This is a genomic window from Streptomyces sp. cmx-4-9 (assembly GCF_046548835.1).
Lineage (GTDB): Bacteria > Actinomycetota > Actinomycetes > Streptomycetales > Streptomycetaceae > Streptomyces.
In genome coordinates, this window is sequence record NZ_JAEBEE010000002.1 from 698247 (window position 1) to 715550 (window position 17304).

Consider the following 17304-nt stretch of genomic DNA (forward strand, 5'->3'; position numbering starts at 1 on the left):
GCAGCCCCCGGCGGCGGGACCGTCCGCCGGCTCAGGCCACGGTGACGCGGGCCAAGGCCCACGACGTGTGGTCGAAGGACGAGCGCTGATTGGCGTCCTCGACCACCAGCCGCAGCACATGGACGCCCCGGACGTCCACGTCCACCGGGACGGGCCCGCCCGCCGCCGTCAGGGTGGGTGTGGTCAGCAGCAGCCGGTCGTCGCCGTAGACCCTGGCCCGCGTGGCCCCCAGGGCGCTCTGGGCGGCCGAGAAGTCGTCGATGCCGACCAGGGCGGTGAACCGGAGGCCGGCGCCGCCGAGGTGGTAGGCGATGTCGCTGGGCGCGTGGACGCCCAGGCCCTTGGCGTACGCCGTACCACCGAAGGAGATCGGCGGGCCGTCCCCGGCGGCGTTCCGGCCGTTCGAGGCATCGCGTTCCACCGGGCCCCAGCCGTTGGCGGCGCTGATCCAGGAGAGATCGGACAGGTACGAGTCGCGGGCGGGGGCGGGCGGGGCCGTCCCCACGCCGCCCCGGGCCGGATAGCGGACCGGGCCCGCAGGCGTGACCGCGCTGCCCTCCGCGGTGAACTCCCAGGTCCGTCCCGGTTCGGCGGCCGCCGGCGCGGTGACCTGCCAGGAGGCGGTGAGCCGGGCACCGGCCGGGAGCTGGTCCGCGGTGGTCGCCGAAGTGGCGGACACGGTCCAGCCGGCCGGGGCCCGCAGGACCAGTCCTGCTCCGGTCCAGGGCCGGGCGGAGCCGTTGGCCAGCGTGGCCGTCACGGTGGAGGCCCGGCCCGGGACGATGGCCGGCGGCAGCGTCAGACGGGTGCCGAACGGAGTCCGCGCGTAGCTGTCCTTCCACGAGGAGCGCATCAGCGCCACCAGCTCGGCGGCCCGGGCCGGGTACCGGTCCGCGAGGTCTCGGGTCTCGCCCAGGTCGGCGGCCAGGTCGTACAGCTCGACCTGCCACTGGGCGTCGGGAAGGTCGTGCCGGCGCTGGGGGGCGAAGCGGACGGCCTTCCACTGGTCCTTGCGGACCGCCTCGGCCAGCCAGCCGGCGCGCTTGTTGTCCTGGGCGTCGGCGCGCGCGGTCACCCCGCTCTCGTCGCGGAACCAGTACAGGTGCCCGTGGCGGGCCGCATCGGGGCTTCCCGCGAGCAGGGGAGCGGCCGAGAGCCCGTCCACGTCCGCGGGGGCGGGGGCGCCGCCGAGTTCCGCGAGGGTCGGGAGGATGTCGGTCAGGGAGGTCGGACGGTCGCTGTCGCCCTGGCGGACCCTGCCGGGCCCCCACGCCAGCAACGGGACGCGCACCCCGCCCTCGTACAGGTTCCGCTTGTAGCCGCGCAGCGGCCCGTTCGCATCGAACAGGTCGGGGTTGACCCCGCCCTCCTCGTGGGGACCGTTGTCGCTGGTGACGAGCAGGACGGTGTCCTGTTCCAGGCCGAGAGCGCGCAGCCGGTCGACCACCTTGCCGACCAGCGAGTCGAACCGGCCGACCTGGGCCGCGTGGCCCTTGTCCGCGGCGGACCAGGGCCGGCCGGCGTAGGCGCCGGTGTCCGGGACGTCGCTGGGGGCGTGCGGCACGGTCGGCGTCAGCAGCAGGAGGAACGGCTCGGCCGCGTGGGCGCCGATGAACTCCAGCGCACGCTGCTCGATGAGGTCCGGTGCGTACACCTTCCTGGCGCCGCCCGCGTTCGCCGGGATCGTCTCCTTGACCGCGTTGTGCCACAGGTACTGCGGGTAGTACTGGTGGGCGTGGCCGTGGTCGATGTACCCGTAGAACTCCTCGAACCCGCGGGCCGCCGGATGGCTCTCCTGGTCCGCGGCCTCCGGTCCGAAACCCCATTTGCCGACGACCGCGGTGCGGTAGCCGCGGGCCCGCAGGACCTGCGCGAACGTGGTGTCGGACGCGTTCAGCGAGCCCTGCACCCCGGAGGGGTTGGCCCGGACCGTGGAGTGCCCGGTGTGCAGCCCGGTCAGCAGGGAGCAGCGGGACGGGGCGCAGACGGCGGCCGTGGAGTAGGCGTCCGTGAAGCGGAGCCCCTCGGCGGCGAGCCGGTCCAGCCGGGGCGTACCGATCAGCTTCTGCCCGTAGGCGCCGAGCTCCCCGTAGCCCAGGTCGTCGGCGAGGACGACGACGAGATTCGGCGGCCGGGAGGCGGCGGGGGCGGCCGCACCGGCCCCGGTGGCCCCCGCCGGGGCAGGCTCCGGCGCGGCGGCCGCGGCGGTCCCGGGTACGGCGGCCGCGCCGAGCGTGGCGGCCGACCCGGCCAGGAAGCGACGGCGGCTGGGCATGGGGGCAGCTCCTCGGTGACGTGACGTGATGTGAGGCGAGGTGAAACGGCGTGAGGTGCGGTGGCGGGGCAGGGGCAGGGCAGGGCAAGGCAGCGGCCGACCGGGGGCCCGGGAGGCCGCGGTCGTCCCGCCGATGCCGATCATGGGGTGGGTAACGCGCGGGGACCATGCACGGGGCATGAAGAACGTGTGACGGGGCCGCCGCCCGGCCGGTGCGGCGACAGGGCAGGCCGCCGCCCGTCAGGCCCAGCACAACGCGCGCACCGGTGCGGGAGCGTGTGCAATGAGCGGAAACGGATCACGTCCGCAGTCGTCGCCGGGAGTGCCATGAGTCTGCCGTCCGAACCTCGCGGCGAAGCGGCCCCGCCGCCTCCCGGCCGGACCATCTCGCGGTCCGGACGGACCGCACGGAGCGTCCTGTCGGCCGTGCTGCTGACCTTGACCTGCCTTCTCGTGCCGCTGTCCCTGATCACGGTCTGGGTGCACGACATCGTGCTGGACACCGACCGGTACGTCTCCACCGTCACACCGCTCGCCTCCGACCCGGCCATCGAAGCGGCGGCCGTGCACCGGATCACCGAAGCGGCCGACGTGAAGGTGGACGGGCCCCGCGTGACGGCGGACCTGGCGGCCTGGCTGGAGAAGCAGGGTCTGCCGCCCCGGGTCGGCACGGCGGTCAAGGCGCTGGGGCCCCAGCTGGACTCCGCCGCCGACCAGGTGGTCTCGAAGGCCGCGACCCGGTTCGTCGGCAGCGACCGGTTCGAGGCGGTGTGGACGCGCGCCAACCGGGCCGCCCACACGGCCGTGGTGCACGCACTGACCGGGCAGGGCCGCGGCGCGGTGGGGGTCGAGGGCGGCACCGTCACCCTCGACGTCGGCGCGGCCGTGGACAAGGTGAAGGAGGACCTGGTGGACGCGGGGCTCTCGCCCGCCGCGAAGATCCCCGCCGTCGAGAAGCAGATGGTGCTCTTCCAGTCCGCCGAGCTGGGCAAGATCAGAGGGCTGGTGAACCTCCTGGACCGGGTCGGCAACTGGCTGCCCGTCCTCACCGTGCTGCTGGGCGCGGCCGGGGTGCTGCTCGCCCGGCGACGACGCCGGGCCCTGGCCGCCACCGCCCTCGCCGCGGCCGCCGCCTGCCTGCTGGTCGCGGGGGCGCTGGCCCTCGGGCGCCGCTACTACCTCGACCACCTGCCGGAACAGGTGCAGTCCCCGGCGGCTGCCGCCGCCGTCTTCGACACGCTGGTGCGGTTCCTGCGGGCCGCCCTGCGCACCGCGGTGGTCCTCGGCGTGGTCCTGGCCCTCGGAGCCTGGCTGTCCGGAGCCGGCCGGCTGCCGCGCAGCCTGCGCCGCACCGCCGACCGGGCGGCCGACTCCGCCGCGGGCTGGGGCGCCGGCCACGGGCTGACCACGGGCCCGGCGGGCACCTTCGCCGACGCCCACCGGCGCGCCCTCACCACGGGCGTGCTCCTCGTCCTGGCGCTCGTGTTCGCCCTGTGGAACCACCCGACCGTGCTGACGGTCCTGCTGCTCGTGCTCATCCTCCTGGCCGTGCTCGCGGTCCTCGCACTGCTCGCGGCCACGGGCCGGGCCACGGCGGCGACCCCCGCCAAGGACCCGCCGCCCGGCCGGTAGCCGCAAGCCCCCGCCCGGCCCGAGGACTACGGGGCTCCGCCCGGCCCGGCCGCGGCCCCGGTGTGCAGCCGGCGTACCGCCCAGGGCTCGTGCGCCAGGACCTGGCCGACGGCGATGGCGGCCGCAATGACGAAGAAGAGCGCGATCAGCCAGGAGAGCAGCACGAAGACGGAGCCGAGGGGCCCGAACTCCTGCATGCTGCGCTCCACGGCCCCCGGCATGTAGACCTTCGAGCCCAGGACCAGCAACTCCGCCCCGAACCCCGCCAGCACCGCCCCGGGAAGCAGCGGCAGCCACGGGACGCGGCCGCCCAGCAGCAGGTGCTGCGTCCACCACCACAGGAGCACCCCGCTGACCGCCGCCAGCACGAAGCCGACCACGCGGCTGGTGCCGAAGGCCGTCTGGAGCGCTCCCTGGAACACCAGGGCGGCCAGCCACATCCCGAGCCAGGCCGCCCACCGCCAGGCCGTCAGCCTCGCCCCCGCCTTGGGCAGGTGCCAGGAGCGTTCACACGTCGTCTGAAGGGCCCGGCTGCACGCGGTCGCGGACACCAGCGTCACCACGACGCCGACCGCGCCAGTGCCGGCCAGCGCGGTCGGGTCCGTGCCGGCGTACACGTCCCGCACCTGGTCCAACGCCGCGTCCTGCAACCCGAGCGTTCTGCGCAGCGAGGACACGAGTTGGTCCTGGAGCCAGTCCGGTGCGAGCGCCCCGATGACGAAGACGGCCGGCAGCGCCCCGAGGAAGGCCTGGGCGGCCAGCCGGGTGGCGCAGTCCAGGACCCGGACCTCCGCGAACTGGCCGAGTACCCGGCTCAGCAGGGGAGTGTGCCGGCGCATCCAGCCGGGTACGGCGAAGCGGGCGCGGCGCGTTCCGTTCTGCGGCTCGGACACGACGGGTCTCCTCCGGGACGGGCACTGCTGCGGGCGGCGTCGCCGCCCTTGCCCAGAACCATGACGGAAATCCGGGTGTATCCGGCATTTCGCCACTCGGGCCCGCCACACCCGTGATTGCATCAGCCACGGGCGCCCCTCCCGCGGGACCCGTGAAGGAGTGCGCATGGCCGGCTCGGCTGAGGTGACCCCGCCCCTTCGGCCCGGAAGGGGGCGCCGCACGGCCGGCCCCGCCGGCGGGGCCTTCCACCGCCCGACGCGGGCCATGCGCCGCAACCTCGCCCAGGCGGTCTGCGCCGCCGTCGGGCTGGTCCTCGGGCTGCTCGCCCCCCACATCGAAGGGGGACCGCAAGTGGACGCCGCACGGGCGTCGACCATGCTGTTCACCATCGGGTTCGGCATCGTCAGCCTCGTCGCGATCATCTACTCCATGCTCTTCCTCGTCGTGCAGTTCTCGGCGAGCACCTTCACGCCGCGCCTCGGACTGTTCCGGGAGGACCCGATCGTCTGGTGGACCTTCGCCTTCGTCGTCGGGGTCTTCCTCTTCTCGGTGAGCGCGGGACTGGCCGCCGGCAACAAGGAGCAGGTCTCCGTCGCCGTCCCGATGGCCACCGTGCTGTTCGCCCTGGTGGCGCTCGCCGCCATGCGGACCCTGCAGACGCGCGCCTTCACCGCGATCCAGCTCGCTCCCGCGCTCGCCTCGGTCGCGGAGCGGGCCCACCGGCTCATCGGCGCGCTCTACGCCCGCCCGTACGCCCCGCACGCCCCGCACGCCCCGCACGTCCCGGACACCTTTGAGCCGGGGGCGGACCAGGCGGACGAGGCGGGCGGGCTGGACGGGGCGAGCGAGGCAGACGAGGCGGGCGGGACCCGTACCACCGTCGTGTGGCCGGGCGACGCGACCGTGCTCCAACAGATCGACGTACCCGCCCTGACGGCCGCCGCGGAACGCCACGGCTGCCGCATCGTGCTGGCGGCGGCCCCCGGCTCCTTCCTTCCCCGGGGCGCCCCGCTCGCCCGGATCCACGGACCGGGGGTGCCGCCGCAGGCCGTGCTCAAAGGGGTGAGGACCGGCCCGGAGCGCACCTTCGACCAGGACCCCGGGCTGCCCCTGCGCCTCCTGGCGGACATCACCCTGCGCGCCCTGTCCCCGGCGGTCAACGACCCGGCCACCGCGGTGCAGACGCTGGACCACACCGAAGACCTGCTGACCCGCCTGGCCGGCCGGGACCTGGCGATCGGCACCTTCACCGGTCCGGGGGGAGCGGTCCGGCTGACCGTGCCCGTCCCCACCTGGGAGCAGTACGTGCGGCTCGCCGTGGACGACGTGATGGTCGCCGCCGCCGAGTCCCCGATGACGCTGCTGCGCCTGCGCCTCCTGCTGACCCGCCTCCGGGCGGCGTGCCCGCCAGCGCGCCGCCCGGTCGTCGAGAGCCGCCTGACCTGGACCGAAGCCGCCGGCTCCGCGCGGTTCCCCCTCCACTGGTCCGAGCCGCCGGGGAGCTGACCCGCCCGCCCCGGCTCCCTCGGCCGGCCGGCCGGCCTCGGCCTACGGCCAGAACCAGCACCGGTCGGCGGCTCGGCGGGTCACGGGGGTTGCCGTCTGGCGAAGGGCCTTGCCGGCACGCGCCGGGCGCTGTTGCCGAAGGCCCCGCGGCGCGGGCCGTACGTCCCGGCGGCGGCGAGCCCGCCGGACCCGCGCTGACGGACTGGCGCCGAGGCCCGCCGGAGTGGCGCCACCGGCCCGGCGGACCGACCGGCGCGGAGGCCATCGGACCGGGCGCGGGCCCACCGGCCGAGGCTTGCGGCCGGCGGGGACCTCGCCCCGGGCCCGACGGGCCGACCCGGGTGTGGAGGCCGCCTGACCGGCGCGGAGGCCGTCGGATCGGGCGCCGGCCCACCGGCCGAGGCCTGCGGCCGGCGGGACCCTCGGCCCGGGCCCGACCGGCCGACCGGGGCGTGGAGGCCATCGGACCGGGTGCCGGCCTACCGGCCGAGGCTTGCGGCCGGCGGGGCCCTCGCCCCGGGCCCGACCGGCCGACCGGCCCGTCCGCTGCTGAGCGGGCTGCGGCCCCGCGAAACACCCGGCGGCGACCGGGAGGCCGTTGCCGGACGGAGGCCGGGTGCCGGCCGCCCGTCAGGCGCCGACGTAGGCCGCGAGGTGCTCGCCGGTGAGCGTGGAGCGGGCCGCGACCAGCTCCGCGGGGGTGCCCTCGAACACGACCAGACCTCCGTCGTGCCCGGCGCCCGGCCCCAGGTCGATGATCCAGTCGGCGTGCGCCATCACCGCCTGGTGGTGTTCGACGACGATGACCGACTTCCCGGAGTCGACGAGCCGGTCCAGCAAGCCGAGCAGCTGCTCCACATCCGCCAAGTGCAGGCCGGTGGTCGGCTCGTCGAGTACGTAGACGCCGCCCTTGTCCCCCATGTGGGTGGCCAGTTTCAGCCGCTGCCGCTCGCCGCCGGAGAGCGTGGTCAGCGGCTGCCCGAGGCTCAGGTAGCCGAGCCCGACGTCGGCGAGCCGTTCCAGGATCCGGAGCGCGGCCGGGGTGCGCGCCTCACCGGAACCGAAGAACTCCACGGCCTCCGCCACCGACATCGCGAGCACCTCGCTGATGTCGCGCCCACCGAGGCGGTACTCCAGCACCGACGCCTCGAACCGCTTACCGTCGCACTCCTCGCACGGGGTGGCGACGCCCGCCATCATCCCCAGGTCCGTGTAGACCACGCCGATGCCGTTGCAGTTCGGGCAGGCGCCCTCGGAATTGGCGCTGAACAGCGCAGGCTTCACGCCGTTGGCCTTCGCGAAGGCCTTGCGGACCGGGTCAAGGAGACCGGTGTAGGTCGCCGGATTGCTCCGACGGGAACCGCGGATCGCGCTCTGGTCGACCGACACCACCTCCGCGTCCGCTGGAAGCGAGCCGTGCACGAGTGAACTCTTGCCCGAGCCGGCGACTCCGGTGACGACCACCAGCGTCCCCAGCGGGACGTCCACGTCGATACCGCGCAGGTTGTGGGTCTTCGCCCCCCGGATTTCCAGAGCTCCGGTGGGTTTGCGCACGCTCTCCTTGAGGGAGGCCCGGTCGTCGAGGTGGCGGCCCGTGACGGTGTCGGCGGCGCGCAGCCCCTCGACCGTGCCCTCGAAGCAGACGGTGCCGCCCGCCGCACCCGCCCCCGGACCGAGGTCCACGACGTGGTCGGCGATCGCGATCGCCTCCGGCTTGTGCTCCACGACCAGCACCGTGTTGCCCTTGTCCCGCAGGCGCAGCAGCAGGCCGTTCATCCGCTGGATGTCGTGGGGGTGGAGCCCGACCGTCGGCTCGTCGAAGACGTACGTGACGTCGGTCAGCGGTGAACCGAGGTGGCGGATCATCTTGACGCGCTGCGCCTCACCACCCGACAGCGTGCCCGAGGGCCGGTCCAGGGACAGGTAGCCGAGGCCGATCTCCACGAAGGAGTCGAGGGTGTGACGCAGGGTGGCGAGCAGCGGCGCCACCGAGGGCAGGTCCAGGCCCCCGACCCAGGCGGCGAGGTCGCTGATCTGAAGGGCGCAGGCGTCGGCGATGCTCATCCCGTCGATCAGCGAGGACCGGGCCTCCGCGCTCAGCCGGGTGCCGTCGCAGTCGGGGCAGGTGGTGAAGGTGACCGCCCGGTCCACAAAGGCCCGGATGTGCGGCTGCATCGCCTCCCGGTCCTTGGACAGGAACGACTTCTGGATCTTCGGGATCAGTCCCTCGTAGGTGAGGTTGACGCCCTCGACCTTCACCTTCGTCGGCTCCCGGTACAGGAAGTCCTGCATCTCCTTCTTCGTGAACCTGCGGATCGGCTTGTCCGGGTCGAGGAAGCCCGACTCGGCGTACGTCCGCACCGTCCACCAGCTGTCCGACTTCCAGCCGGGGATGGTGAACGCGCCTTCCGCGATCGACTTCGAGTCGTCGTACAGCTGGGTGAGGTCGATGTCGGTGACCGAGCCGCGGCCTTCACAGCGCGTGCACATGCCCCCGGTGCGACTGAAGGTCTGCTTCACGGTCTTCGTGCCGCTGCCGCGTTCGACGGTGATCGCACCGCTCGCCCGGACCGAGGCGACGTTGAAGGCGAAGGCGTTGGGCGAGCCGATGTGCGGCTGCCCCAGCCGGCTGAAGAGGATGCGCAGCATGGCGTTCGCATCGGTGGCCGTGCCCACGGTGGAACGGGGGTCGGCGCCCATCCGCTGCTGGTCGACGATGATCGCGGTCGTCAGCCCTTCGAGGACGTCGACCTCCGGGCGGGCCAGGGTCGGCATGAAGCCCTGCACGAAGGCGCTGTACGTCTCGTTGATCAGCCGCTGGGACTCCGCGGCGATCGTGTTGAAGACCAGGGAGCTCTTGCCCGACCCGGAGACGCCGGTGAACACCGTCAGCCGCCGCTTCGGGATCTCGATGCTGACGTCCTTGAGGTTGTTCACGCGTGCCCCGTGCACGCGGATCAGGTCATGGCTCCCGGCGCCGCGCGGCGCAGGCGACTGCGCGACCGTCTTCTTGGCCCTGTCCATCGTGTCTCCATCTGTCGGGCGGAGCCGCCTGAGCGGACCCCGCCTCCGTCGCCGTCGCCTCACCCGGTCCGGCCGTGCGCGTGCTCCGCACCCGCAGCAGCCAGGCTAGGCCGGGCACCCGTGCGGGCGCTTCTCCGATCGTGACCGGTCCGGGCGCCGCTTGCGCCGGACCGTACCGGCCGCCGCCCGGTCAGTGGTGGGCGCTCGGACGGCGGCTCGTGGACCGGGGGCGATACTGGAGTACCGTCCCCCGACGGGCAGCACGTTCGGCCGGACTGCGAGGAGCCGTACATGACCATGGCGAGAGACCTGTTCATCGTGGCCGTGGAGCCGCAGCCGGAGCGCTCCGTGGGGCAGGGCGACCTGTCGCTGTGCCTCGCGGGAGCCGAGCTGATCGACCTCCTGCGCCTACAGGCCGTCGCCCTGGACGGTGACCTCATCGTGCCGGGTCCGCCGCCGGCGTCCGAGGACCGGCTGCTCTGCGAGGCGGCGGCACTGGTCCGCCGGGAACCCCACGAGCCGGTCGAGGACTGGCTGTGGCGCAGGGGCCGGGACCTGTCGGCGGCCTACCAGTCGGCGCTGGAGCAGGACGGCCAGCTGACGCACGCCCGGCGCGGCCGGCTGCCCTTCGGGGCCACGCGCATGGAACTCGCCGACACGCCCGCCCGGCGCCGCGCGCTGAGCCACTGGGAGGCGGACGAGCCGGTCCTGCTGGCCCTGGCCGGCGCCCTCGGGATCCGCGGCGGGGCGTCCGAGGAGGACGCGGCCCCGGGCGGCGAGGCGGTGACGACGGTGGTGGCCGCCGTGCACGACGCGGTGCGGGAACTGGAGGCCGTGCGCCAGAGGCGTTCGATCGAGAACGCGGCGTTCGCCAACGTCTGGCGAGTCCCGTAGCTCCCGCCCCGACACCGACACCGACACCGACACGACACCGGCATCTACACCGGTACCGGCTCCGCCGTGTCCGGGGCGGAGTTCCGGCTCAGAGCGGCGGCGGGCCGCCGCGCGGTTGCGGTGCCCCGCCGAGGAGTTCCCGTACCAGCGCGCCGGTCTGCTCCGTCTCGATGAGGAACCCGTCGTGCCCGTACGGCGAACCGATGACCCGCACCCCGCCCGCCCCCGGGATGCCGGCAGCGAGCTCCTCCTGCTGGGACAGCGGATAGAGGCGGTCGGAGTCCACCCCGGCCACCACCGTCCTCGCGCCCACCCGGGAGAGGGCGGCGCGTCTGCCTCCGCGGCCGCGCCCGACGTCGTGGGTGTTCATCGCCTCGGCCAGGACGGCGTAGCTGGCGGCGTCGAACCGCCGCACCAGCTTGGCGGCCTGGTGGTCGAGGTAGGACTCGACCTGGTAGCGGCCGCCGCGCGCGGGGTCCTCCCCGTCCTGCGGGCGGTGGCCGAAACGGGCCTCCAGTTCCGCGGCGCTGCGGTAGGTGGTGTGCGCGATGCGCCGGGCGATCCCGAGCCCCGTGTGCGGCCCCCGCCCCGGTCCGGCGTCGTGGTAGTCGCCGCCGCGCCAGCCGGGGTCGGCGCGGATCGCGTGGACCTGCGCGCTGGCCCAGGCGATCTGGTCCGCGCTCGCCGCCGCCGGGCAGGCGAGCAGCAGGAGCGCCGCCACGCGCCCCGGCCGCGACACCGCCCATTCCAGCGCCCGCATACCGCCCATGGACCCGCCGATCACCAGGGCCCACCGTCCGATGCCCAGCGCGTCGGCGAGCCCGGACTCCGCCCGCACCTGGTCGCGCTGGGTCAGCCGCGGGAAGGAGCCGCCCCAGCACCGCCCGTCCGGACCGGGCGACGCCGGACCCGTACTGCCCTGGCAGCCGCCCAGGACGTTCGGAGCCACCACGAACCACCGGTCGGTGTCCAGCGCCCGACCCGGCCCGACCAGGGCGTCCCACCAGCCGGCCGTCGGATGGCCGGGCCCCGCCGGACCGGCGACGTGGCTGTCACCGGTCAGCGCGTGCAGCACCAGGACCGCGTTGGTCCCCCCGGGCGCCAGCCGGCCCCAGGTCTCGAACGCCAGCCTGACCCCGGGAAGCCGGCCGCCCGACTCCAGGGGCAGGGGCCCCGGGTGGTCATGCCACTGCCGGCGTCCCGGCGGGTCCCCCTCCTGCCACGCCCCGGTGGCGGGAGGGGGACCCGCGGGCGGCGGGGAGCCTGTCCCGCCGATGCTCAGGACGCCCCCTTCGCCGCGCGGAACCCGGCCTCCAGGTCCGCCTTGAGGTCGGCCGGGTTCTCGATGCCCACGGACAGGCGCACCAGCCCCGGGGCAGCGCCCGTGGCGGCCAACTGCTCCTCGTCCAGCTGGCTGTGGGTGGTGGAGGCAGGATGGATGATCAGGCTGCGGACGTCGCCGATGTTGGCGAGGTGGCTGAAGAGCTCCACACCGTCCACGAAGCGCCGGCCCGCTTCGGCGCCGCCGCGCAGCTCGAAGGAGAGCACGGCTCCGGCCCCGCGCGGCAGGTAGCGCCGGCCGGCCTCGTACCAGCGGTTGGAGGGAAGGCCCGGGTAGTGCACGACCGCCACCTCGTCACGCTGCTCCAGCCACTCCGCCAGCACCTGGGCGTTGGACGAGTGGCGCTCCACGCGCAGGCTCAGCGTCTCCACGCCCTGCAGCAGCAGGAAGGCGGAGTGCGGGGCGATGGCGGGGCCGAGGTCGCGCAGCAGCTGCAGGCGCAGCTTGGCGGCGTACGCACCGGGGCCCAGCGCGGGCCAGTACTGCAGGCCGTGGTAGCTGGGGTCCGGTTCGCTGAAGTCGGGGAACCGCTCGGCGTGCGCCCCGAAGTCGAAGGTGCCGGCGTCGACGACGACACCGCCGATGGTGGTGCCGTGGCCGCCGAGGAACTTGGTCGCCGAGTGGACGACGACGTCGGCGCCGTGCTCGATCGGGCGCAGGAGGTAGGGCGTGGGCACGGTGTTGTCGACGATCAGCGGAACGCCGGCCGCATGGGCGGTGTCGGCGACGCCGCGGACGTCGAGGACGTTGCCGCGCGGATTGCCGAGGGTCTCGGCGAACAGGGCCTTGGTCGTGGGCCGGACGGCCGCCCGCCAGGCGTCGAGGTCGTCCGGGTCCTCGACGAAGGACACCTTGATGCCGAACCGCGGAAGAGTGTGGCGGAACAGGTTGTACGTGCCGCCGTACAGGGAGGCGCTGGCGACGACGTGGTCCCCGGCGCTCGCCAGGTTCAGGATCGCCAGGGTCTCGGCCGCCTGCCCGGAGGCGAGGGCCACGGCGGCGACGCCGCCTTCGAGCGCGGCGACCCGCTGTTCGAGGACGTCCTGGGTGGGGTTGTGGATGCGGGTGTAGATGTTCCCGGGCTCGGCGAGCGAGAACAGGTCGGCCGCGTGCCGGGTGTCCCGGAAGACGAAGGAGGTGGTCTGGTAGATCGGAACCGCCCGGGCGCCGGTGGCCGGGTCGGGGGCTGCGCCGGCGTGGAGCTGCTTGGTCTCGAAAGACCATGCGGACGTGTCGGGTCCGGTGGGCGCGCCCTCCGGGGCGGGAGCGGCGGGAGCCGCGGGACCTGCGGGTCCTGCGGTGACGGGGTCGGTCGGCTGGCTCATGCTTCTCCTGGGTGGCGTGCGGTGCCCGGGCGGGCGTACGGGACGGCCGTGCAGGTCATGCGGGGGTGAGAGCAGGTGCGCAGGAGCCGCGGCGGCGCCACGGGCCGTGTCCGGGCAGGGCCACGGGCGGCACGGGCGCGCCGGCAGGGGGAGAGGACGGCCCGGGGGCCGCGGCGCCGCGTCTCAGCAGGCGGCGGGACAACTCGTGGTCGTGACACGCGCGTAGTCCACGTGGCGGCGGGTCACGAGTACGGTCATGGGCTCAGGTAACCACAGCCCGGCGGTGGCGCGCCAGGGCCTCCGGCCTAACCGGCCGGGAACGACCCGCCCGGCACCGGCTCCCGGGGCTCCGACGGGCCGCCCGGCCCCCGCACGGGAGGCACACGGCATGAGAGGCCGTCACATGGCTGACGAGAAAGCGGGGTTCAGCCGACCAGCACGCCCGGGTTGAGGATGCCCCGCGGGTCGAGGGCGCCCTTCGCCGCGCTCAGCGCGAGGGCGAAGGGGTCCGGGCGCTGGCGGTCGTAGCCCGGCCGGTGGTCGCGGCCGACGGCGTGGTGGTGGGTGATCGTGGCCCGGTGCCGGTGCAGGACCTCGCTCGCCACGGCCTTGAGGTCGTCCCAGAGAGCCACCTCGTCACCGGCCCGGCCGGCTGCGAGCACGGTGAAGTAGGGCGCCGCGCCGTCCGGGTACACGTGCGTGAGGCGGCAGTTGACGGTCGCCGGATACCCGGTGGCCTTGAGCGCCGCGGCGCCCACCTCGCGGCGTACCTCCTCGATGAGCGCGGGTACCCGGTCCCAGGTGGCGGCCGTCTCGAAGGTCTCCGCCACGGCGCCCATCCTGGCCAGGCCGTCGCGCAGGTAGGGCATCCGCAGGAAGGCCTCGCGCCAGGCGCTGACGGCCCGGTCGGCGGGACCCCCGCCCGCGCCGCTCCCGGCTGCCGGGCCCGCGGACCGTCCGCCGTGGGCCCGGGCCAGGTCGACGGCCTGCGCGAGGCGGTCCGCGACGGGCGTGTCCGCCGACTCGAAACCGAGGACGAGGACGGCGCAGCCCTGGTGCGAGGCGCCGGACAGGGCGGCCTCGCCGGCGTCCAGCAGGCGGCAGTTGGCGGGGGAGAGGTCGGACTGTGCCAGCGCGCGCACCGCCTCCAGCGCGGCGGGGAAGTAGGTGAAGGCGACGGAGGCGGAGGCCTTGTGGACGGGGCGGGCCTGCAGCCGCATCCACGCCTCCGTGATCACGCCGAGAGCTCCCTCGGAACCGAGGAACAGGCGGTCGGGGGAGGGCCCCGCACCCGAGGAGGGCAGCCGCCACGAGGCATGGGTGCCGGCCGGGGTGACGACACGCAGGGACTGGACGTGGTCGTCGATGTGCGTGCGCCCGGTGGCGTAGTGGCCGCCGGCACGGGTGGCGAGCCAACCGCCCAGGGTGGAGAACTCGAAGCTCTGCGGGAAATGCCGCAACGTCAGTCCGTGGGGCCGCAGTTGGTCCTCCAGATCCGGGCCGAGGGCGCCGGCCTGGATGCGCGCGGACCGGCCTGCGGTGTCGACCTCCAGGACCCGGCCCATCGCGGTGAGGTCGAGGGACAGCACGGCCCGGTGGGCGTCCCCGCGGTACTCCACGCCGCCGGTGACCGAGGAGCCGCCGCCGTACGGGATGACGGCGATCTGCCCGTCGCCGGCCCAGTCCAGCAGGTCGGCGACCTCCTGCTCGTCCGTCGGCCGGGCCACGAGGTCCGGGAAGCGGCCGGGCCGGCCGCGCAGGGCCCGTACGACGTCGCGGTACGCCTTGCCCATGGCGTGGGCCGCACGCTGCTGCGGGTCGGTGTCGACCAGGTGGGCCAGGCTGCCGGGCGGTTCCACGGCCGGGGGCGGGACGGCCAGGTCGCAGACCCGCGGGACCGGGAGCGGGCGGGCCAGCGTGCCGGGTATCAGTGCGCCCATGGCCGTGCACTCGGCGTCACCGGGATGGGCGTCGGACCACCCCCAGCCCCACCAGGAGCGGAGGCGGGACGTCGGCTGCTGCATCAGTCCGGACATGAGCGGGCTCCAGGATTCGCAGGAACGAGCAGGAACGAGCAGGAACGAGGAAGAGCGAGGAAGAGCGGGCAAGAACGAGAACTTACCGATCGGTAAATTACTTACTGATAATATTCCGCCATGGCAACCCCCCGCTCGAAACCCGGCACCAAGGGAGTCCCCCGGCAGGACCGCGAACAGCAGATCCTGGCCGCCGCAACGGAGGAGTTCGGCACCTGCGGCTACGCGGGCGCCTCGCTCGCCGCCATCGCCGCGCGGGTGGGCGTCACCAAGACCCTGCTGCACCAGTACTTCGGGACCAAGGAGGACCTGTACCTCGCCTGCCTTGTCCCCGTCGGCGACCGGCTGCTGGACACCATCCGCGCCGCGATGGGCCCAAGCCCCGCCACCGGTCACACCCCCCTGCGGGTGCTGCACAGCATCTTCACCGCGCTGGAGGGCCGGCGGGAAGCGTGGTTCGTCCTCTACGACTCCACCCTGCCCCCCGGCGGCGAGGCCGCCCGCCGGGCCGCCGACTACTGGTCCGCCATCGACCGGCTCGCGGCCGACGGAACCACCGCGCTCCTGCGGTCGGCCGGATCCACCGACCCGCTCGACGCCGACGCGCTCACCTACGTGTGGCAGGGCCTGGTCGCCACCCTCGTCCGCTGGTGGGTCAAACACCCCGACGAGTCCCCGGACGCCATGGCGCAGCGCTGCGCCCGCCTGTTCGCGGCCGCAGCCGCCCTCACCCCCGCGACGGACGGGGCCTGACCCGACCGGACCGGCAGGGCACGGCACGGCATCCACCGGCCCGTACCGGCGGAAGCGCCGACACGAGCACCGGCGGGCGCTCCCGCGTGACCGGCTCGCCGGCGCGTTTGCCCCCGCCCGTCGGGGGCAGACGGCGGCCATGTCCGAGACCACTGACCCGATGAGCGCGGGAACCGTCACCACCAAGGTTCCCGCTCGCCTGGACCGGCTGCCCTGGTCCCGCTGGCACTGGATGATCGTGATCGGCCTGGGCACCGTCTGGATCCTGGACGGCCTGGAAGTCACCGTCGTCGGCAGCATCGCCAGCCGGCTGTCCGAGGACGGCAGCGGACTGTCCATCACCGACGCTCAGGTGACCGGCGTCGCAGCCGCCTTGTACGTGGCGGGCGCATGCTTCGGCGCCCTGGTCTTCGGACGGCTCACCGACCTCTTCGGACGCAAGAAGCTCTTCCTGATCACGCTGGCCCTCTACCTGGCGGCAACGGCCCTGACCGCGCTGTCCTTCTCCGTCTGGTGGTTCTTCCTCTTCCGCTTCCTGACCGGTTTCGGCATCGGAGGCGAGTACGCCGCCATCAACTCCGCGATCGACGAACTGATCCCGAGCAAGTACCGCGGCCGCGTCGACCTGATCATCAACGGCAGCTTCTGGCTCGGCGCGGTCGCCGGAGCCCTGCTGTCGGTGGTGGCCCTGAACACGGACATCTTCCCGGCGTGGCTGGGCTGGCGGCTGACCTTCGGCCTCGGCGTCGTCCTCGGGCTGGTCATCCTCCTCGTACGGCGCCACGTCCCCGAGAGTCCGCGCTGGATGTTCCTCCACGGCCGGGCCGAGGAGGCCGAGGAACTCGTCGCCGACGTCGAGCAGCAGGTGGAGGCGGAGAAGGGCCGGTCCCTGCCCGAGCCGGGCGAGGCCATCACGGTGACCGTGCACCGCAGCATCGGCTTCGGCGAGATTGCGAAGACGGTGTTCCGCACCTACCCGCGCCGCGCCGTGCTCGGCCTGTCCCTCTTCGTCGGACAGGCCTTCCTCTACAACGCGATCACCTTCGGCTTCGGCTCCATCCTGGTCACGTTCTTCGACGTCTCCAGCTCCGTGACCGGCTACTACTTCGCCGTCATCGCCTTCGGGAACTTCCTCGGACCGCTGCTGCTGGGCCGCCTGTTCGACACCCTCGGCCGACGGCCGATGATCTCCGGCACCTACATCCTGTCCGGCCTGCTGCTGTTCGGGACGGCCTGGATGTTCGGCGCCGGCATGCTCACGGCGGTGACCATGACCGCCTGCTGGTGCGTGGTGCTCTTCTTCGCCTCCGCCGGAGCCAGTTCGGCATACCTGACGGTCAGCGAGATCTTCCCCATGGAGACCCGCGCGATGGCCATCGCCTTCTTCTACGCCGTGGGCACCGCGGCGGGCGGCATCTCCGGCCCGCTGATCTTCGCCGGACTCACCTCCAGCGGACAGGTCTCCGACGCCGTCCTCGCGTTCTGCATCGGCGCCGGACTCATGGTGGCGGCGGGGCTCGTCGCCGTGTTCTTCGCGGTCGCGGCCGAGGGCCGCTCCCTGGAGGACATCGCCAAGCCGCTCTCCGCGAAGGAAGCCGCCTGACGCGTCCGCGCCCCGCGGGC

At 74.2% G+C, this 17304-nt stretch carries 11 protein-coding genes; 5 read left to right on the plus strand and 6 right to left on the minus strand.

The window, feature by feature from the left end:
• Positions 1 to 31: 31 nt before the first annotated feature.
• On the minus strand, positions 32 to 2275 hold the full coding sequence (locus tag ACLJTM_RS09235) for a sulfatase-like hydrolase/transferase (protein ID WP_411102947.1): 2244 nt from the start codon (positions 2273 to 2275) through the stop codon (positions 32 to 34).
• 426 nt (positions 2276 to 2701) lie between these two features.
• Here ACLJTM_RS09235 and ACLJTM_RS09240 point away from each other — a divergent pair, with 426 nt between their 5' ends.
• Positions 2702 to 3907 (plus strand): hypothetical protein, encoded by a 1206-nt coding sequence (locus ACLJTM_RS09240; protein ID WP_411102948.1) that lies wholly within the window; start codon positions 2702 to 2704, stop codon positions 3905 to 3907.
• A gap of 26 nt (positions 3908 to 3933) precedes the next feature.
• Here ACLJTM_RS09240 and ACLJTM_RS09245 read toward each other — a convergent pair whose 3' ends face one another.
• On the minus strand, positions 3934 to 4800 hold the full coding sequence (locus tag ACLJTM_RS09245; RefSeq protein WP_411102949.1) for a YhjD/YihY/BrkB family envelope integrity protein: 867 nt from the start codon (positions 4798 to 4800) through the stop codon (positions 3934 to 3936).
• A gap of 166 nt (positions 4801 to 4966) precedes the next feature.
• Between ACLJTM_RS09245 and ACLJTM_RS09250 the strand changes: the two genes are divergently transcribed.
• Positions 4967 to 6307: a DUF2254 family protein gene (locus ACLJTM_RS09250; protein ID WP_411102950.1), complete on the plus strand. Its 1341-nt coding sequence runs from the start codon at positions 4967 to 4969 to the stop codon at positions 6305 to 6307.
• 630 nt (positions 6308 to 6937) lie between these two features.
• On the opposite strand, the gene ACLJTM_RS09255 is transcribed toward ACLJTM_RS09250, so the two are convergent.
• Complete coding sequence (locus tag ACLJTM_RS09255) at positions 6938 to 9331, minus strand: ATP-binding cassette domain-containing protein (protein ID WP_411102951.1); 2394 nt, start codon at positions 9329 to 9331, stop codon at positions 6938 to 6940.
• A gap of 291 nt (positions 9332 to 9622) precedes the next feature.
• Here ACLJTM_RS09255 and ACLJTM_RS09260 point away from each other — a divergent pair, with 291 nt between their 5' ends.
• Positions 9623 to 10225, plus strand: a complete 603-nt coding sequence (locus ACLJTM_RS09260) for a GOLPH3/VPS74 family protein (protein ID WP_411102952.1) — start codon at positions 9623 to 9625, stop codon at positions 10223 to 10225.
• Between the two features lie 88 nt (positions 10226 to 10313).
• On the opposite strand, the gene ACLJTM_RS09265 is transcribed toward ACLJTM_RS09260, so the two are convergent.
• The 3 genes from ACLJTM_RS09265 to ACLJTM_RS09275 form a co-directional block, all read right to left on the minus strand.
• Positions 10314 to 11501: a homoserine O-acetyltransferase gene (locus tag ACLJTM_RS09265; RefSeq protein ID WP_411103284.1), complete on the minus strand. Its 1188-nt coding sequence runs from the start codon at positions 11499 to 11501 to the stop codon at positions 10314 to 10316.
• 2 nt (positions 11502 to 11503) lie between these two features.
• On the minus strand, positions 11504 to 12892 hold the full coding sequence (locus tag ACLJTM_RS09270; protein WP_411102953.1) for a bifunctional o-acetylhomoserine/o-acetylserine sulfhydrylase: 1389 nt from the start codon (positions 12890 to 12892) through the stop codon (positions 11504 to 11506).
• 425 nt (positions 12893 to 13317) lie between these two features.
• On the minus strand, positions 13318 to 14928 hold the full coding sequence (locus ACLJTM_RS09275; RefSeq protein ID WP_411102954.1) for an FAD-binding oxidoreductase: 1611 nt from the start codon (positions 14926 to 14928) through the stop codon (positions 13318 to 13320).
• Positions 14929 to 15048: 120 nt separating this feature from the next.
• Here ACLJTM_RS09275 and ACLJTM_RS09280 point away from each other — a divergent pair, with 120 nt between their 5' ends.
• Both ACLJTM_RS09280 and ACLJTM_RS09285 read left to right on the plus strand, forming a co-directional pair.
• Positions 15049 to 15681 (plus strand): TetR/AcrR family transcriptional regulator, encoded by a 633-nt coding sequence (locus ACLJTM_RS09280; protein ID WP_411102955.1) that lies wholly within the window; start codon positions 15049 to 15051, stop codon positions 15679 to 15681.
• A 139-nt stretch (positions 15682 to 15820) separates the two neighbouring features.
• The gene (locus ACLJTM_RS09285) at positions 15821 to 17284 is read left to right on the plus strand and encodes an MFS transporter (protein ID WP_411102956.1); all 1464 of its coding nucleotides are present in this window, start codon (positions 15821 to 15823) and stop codon (positions 17282 to 17284) included.
• Positions 17285 to 17304 lie beyond the last annotated feature (20 nt).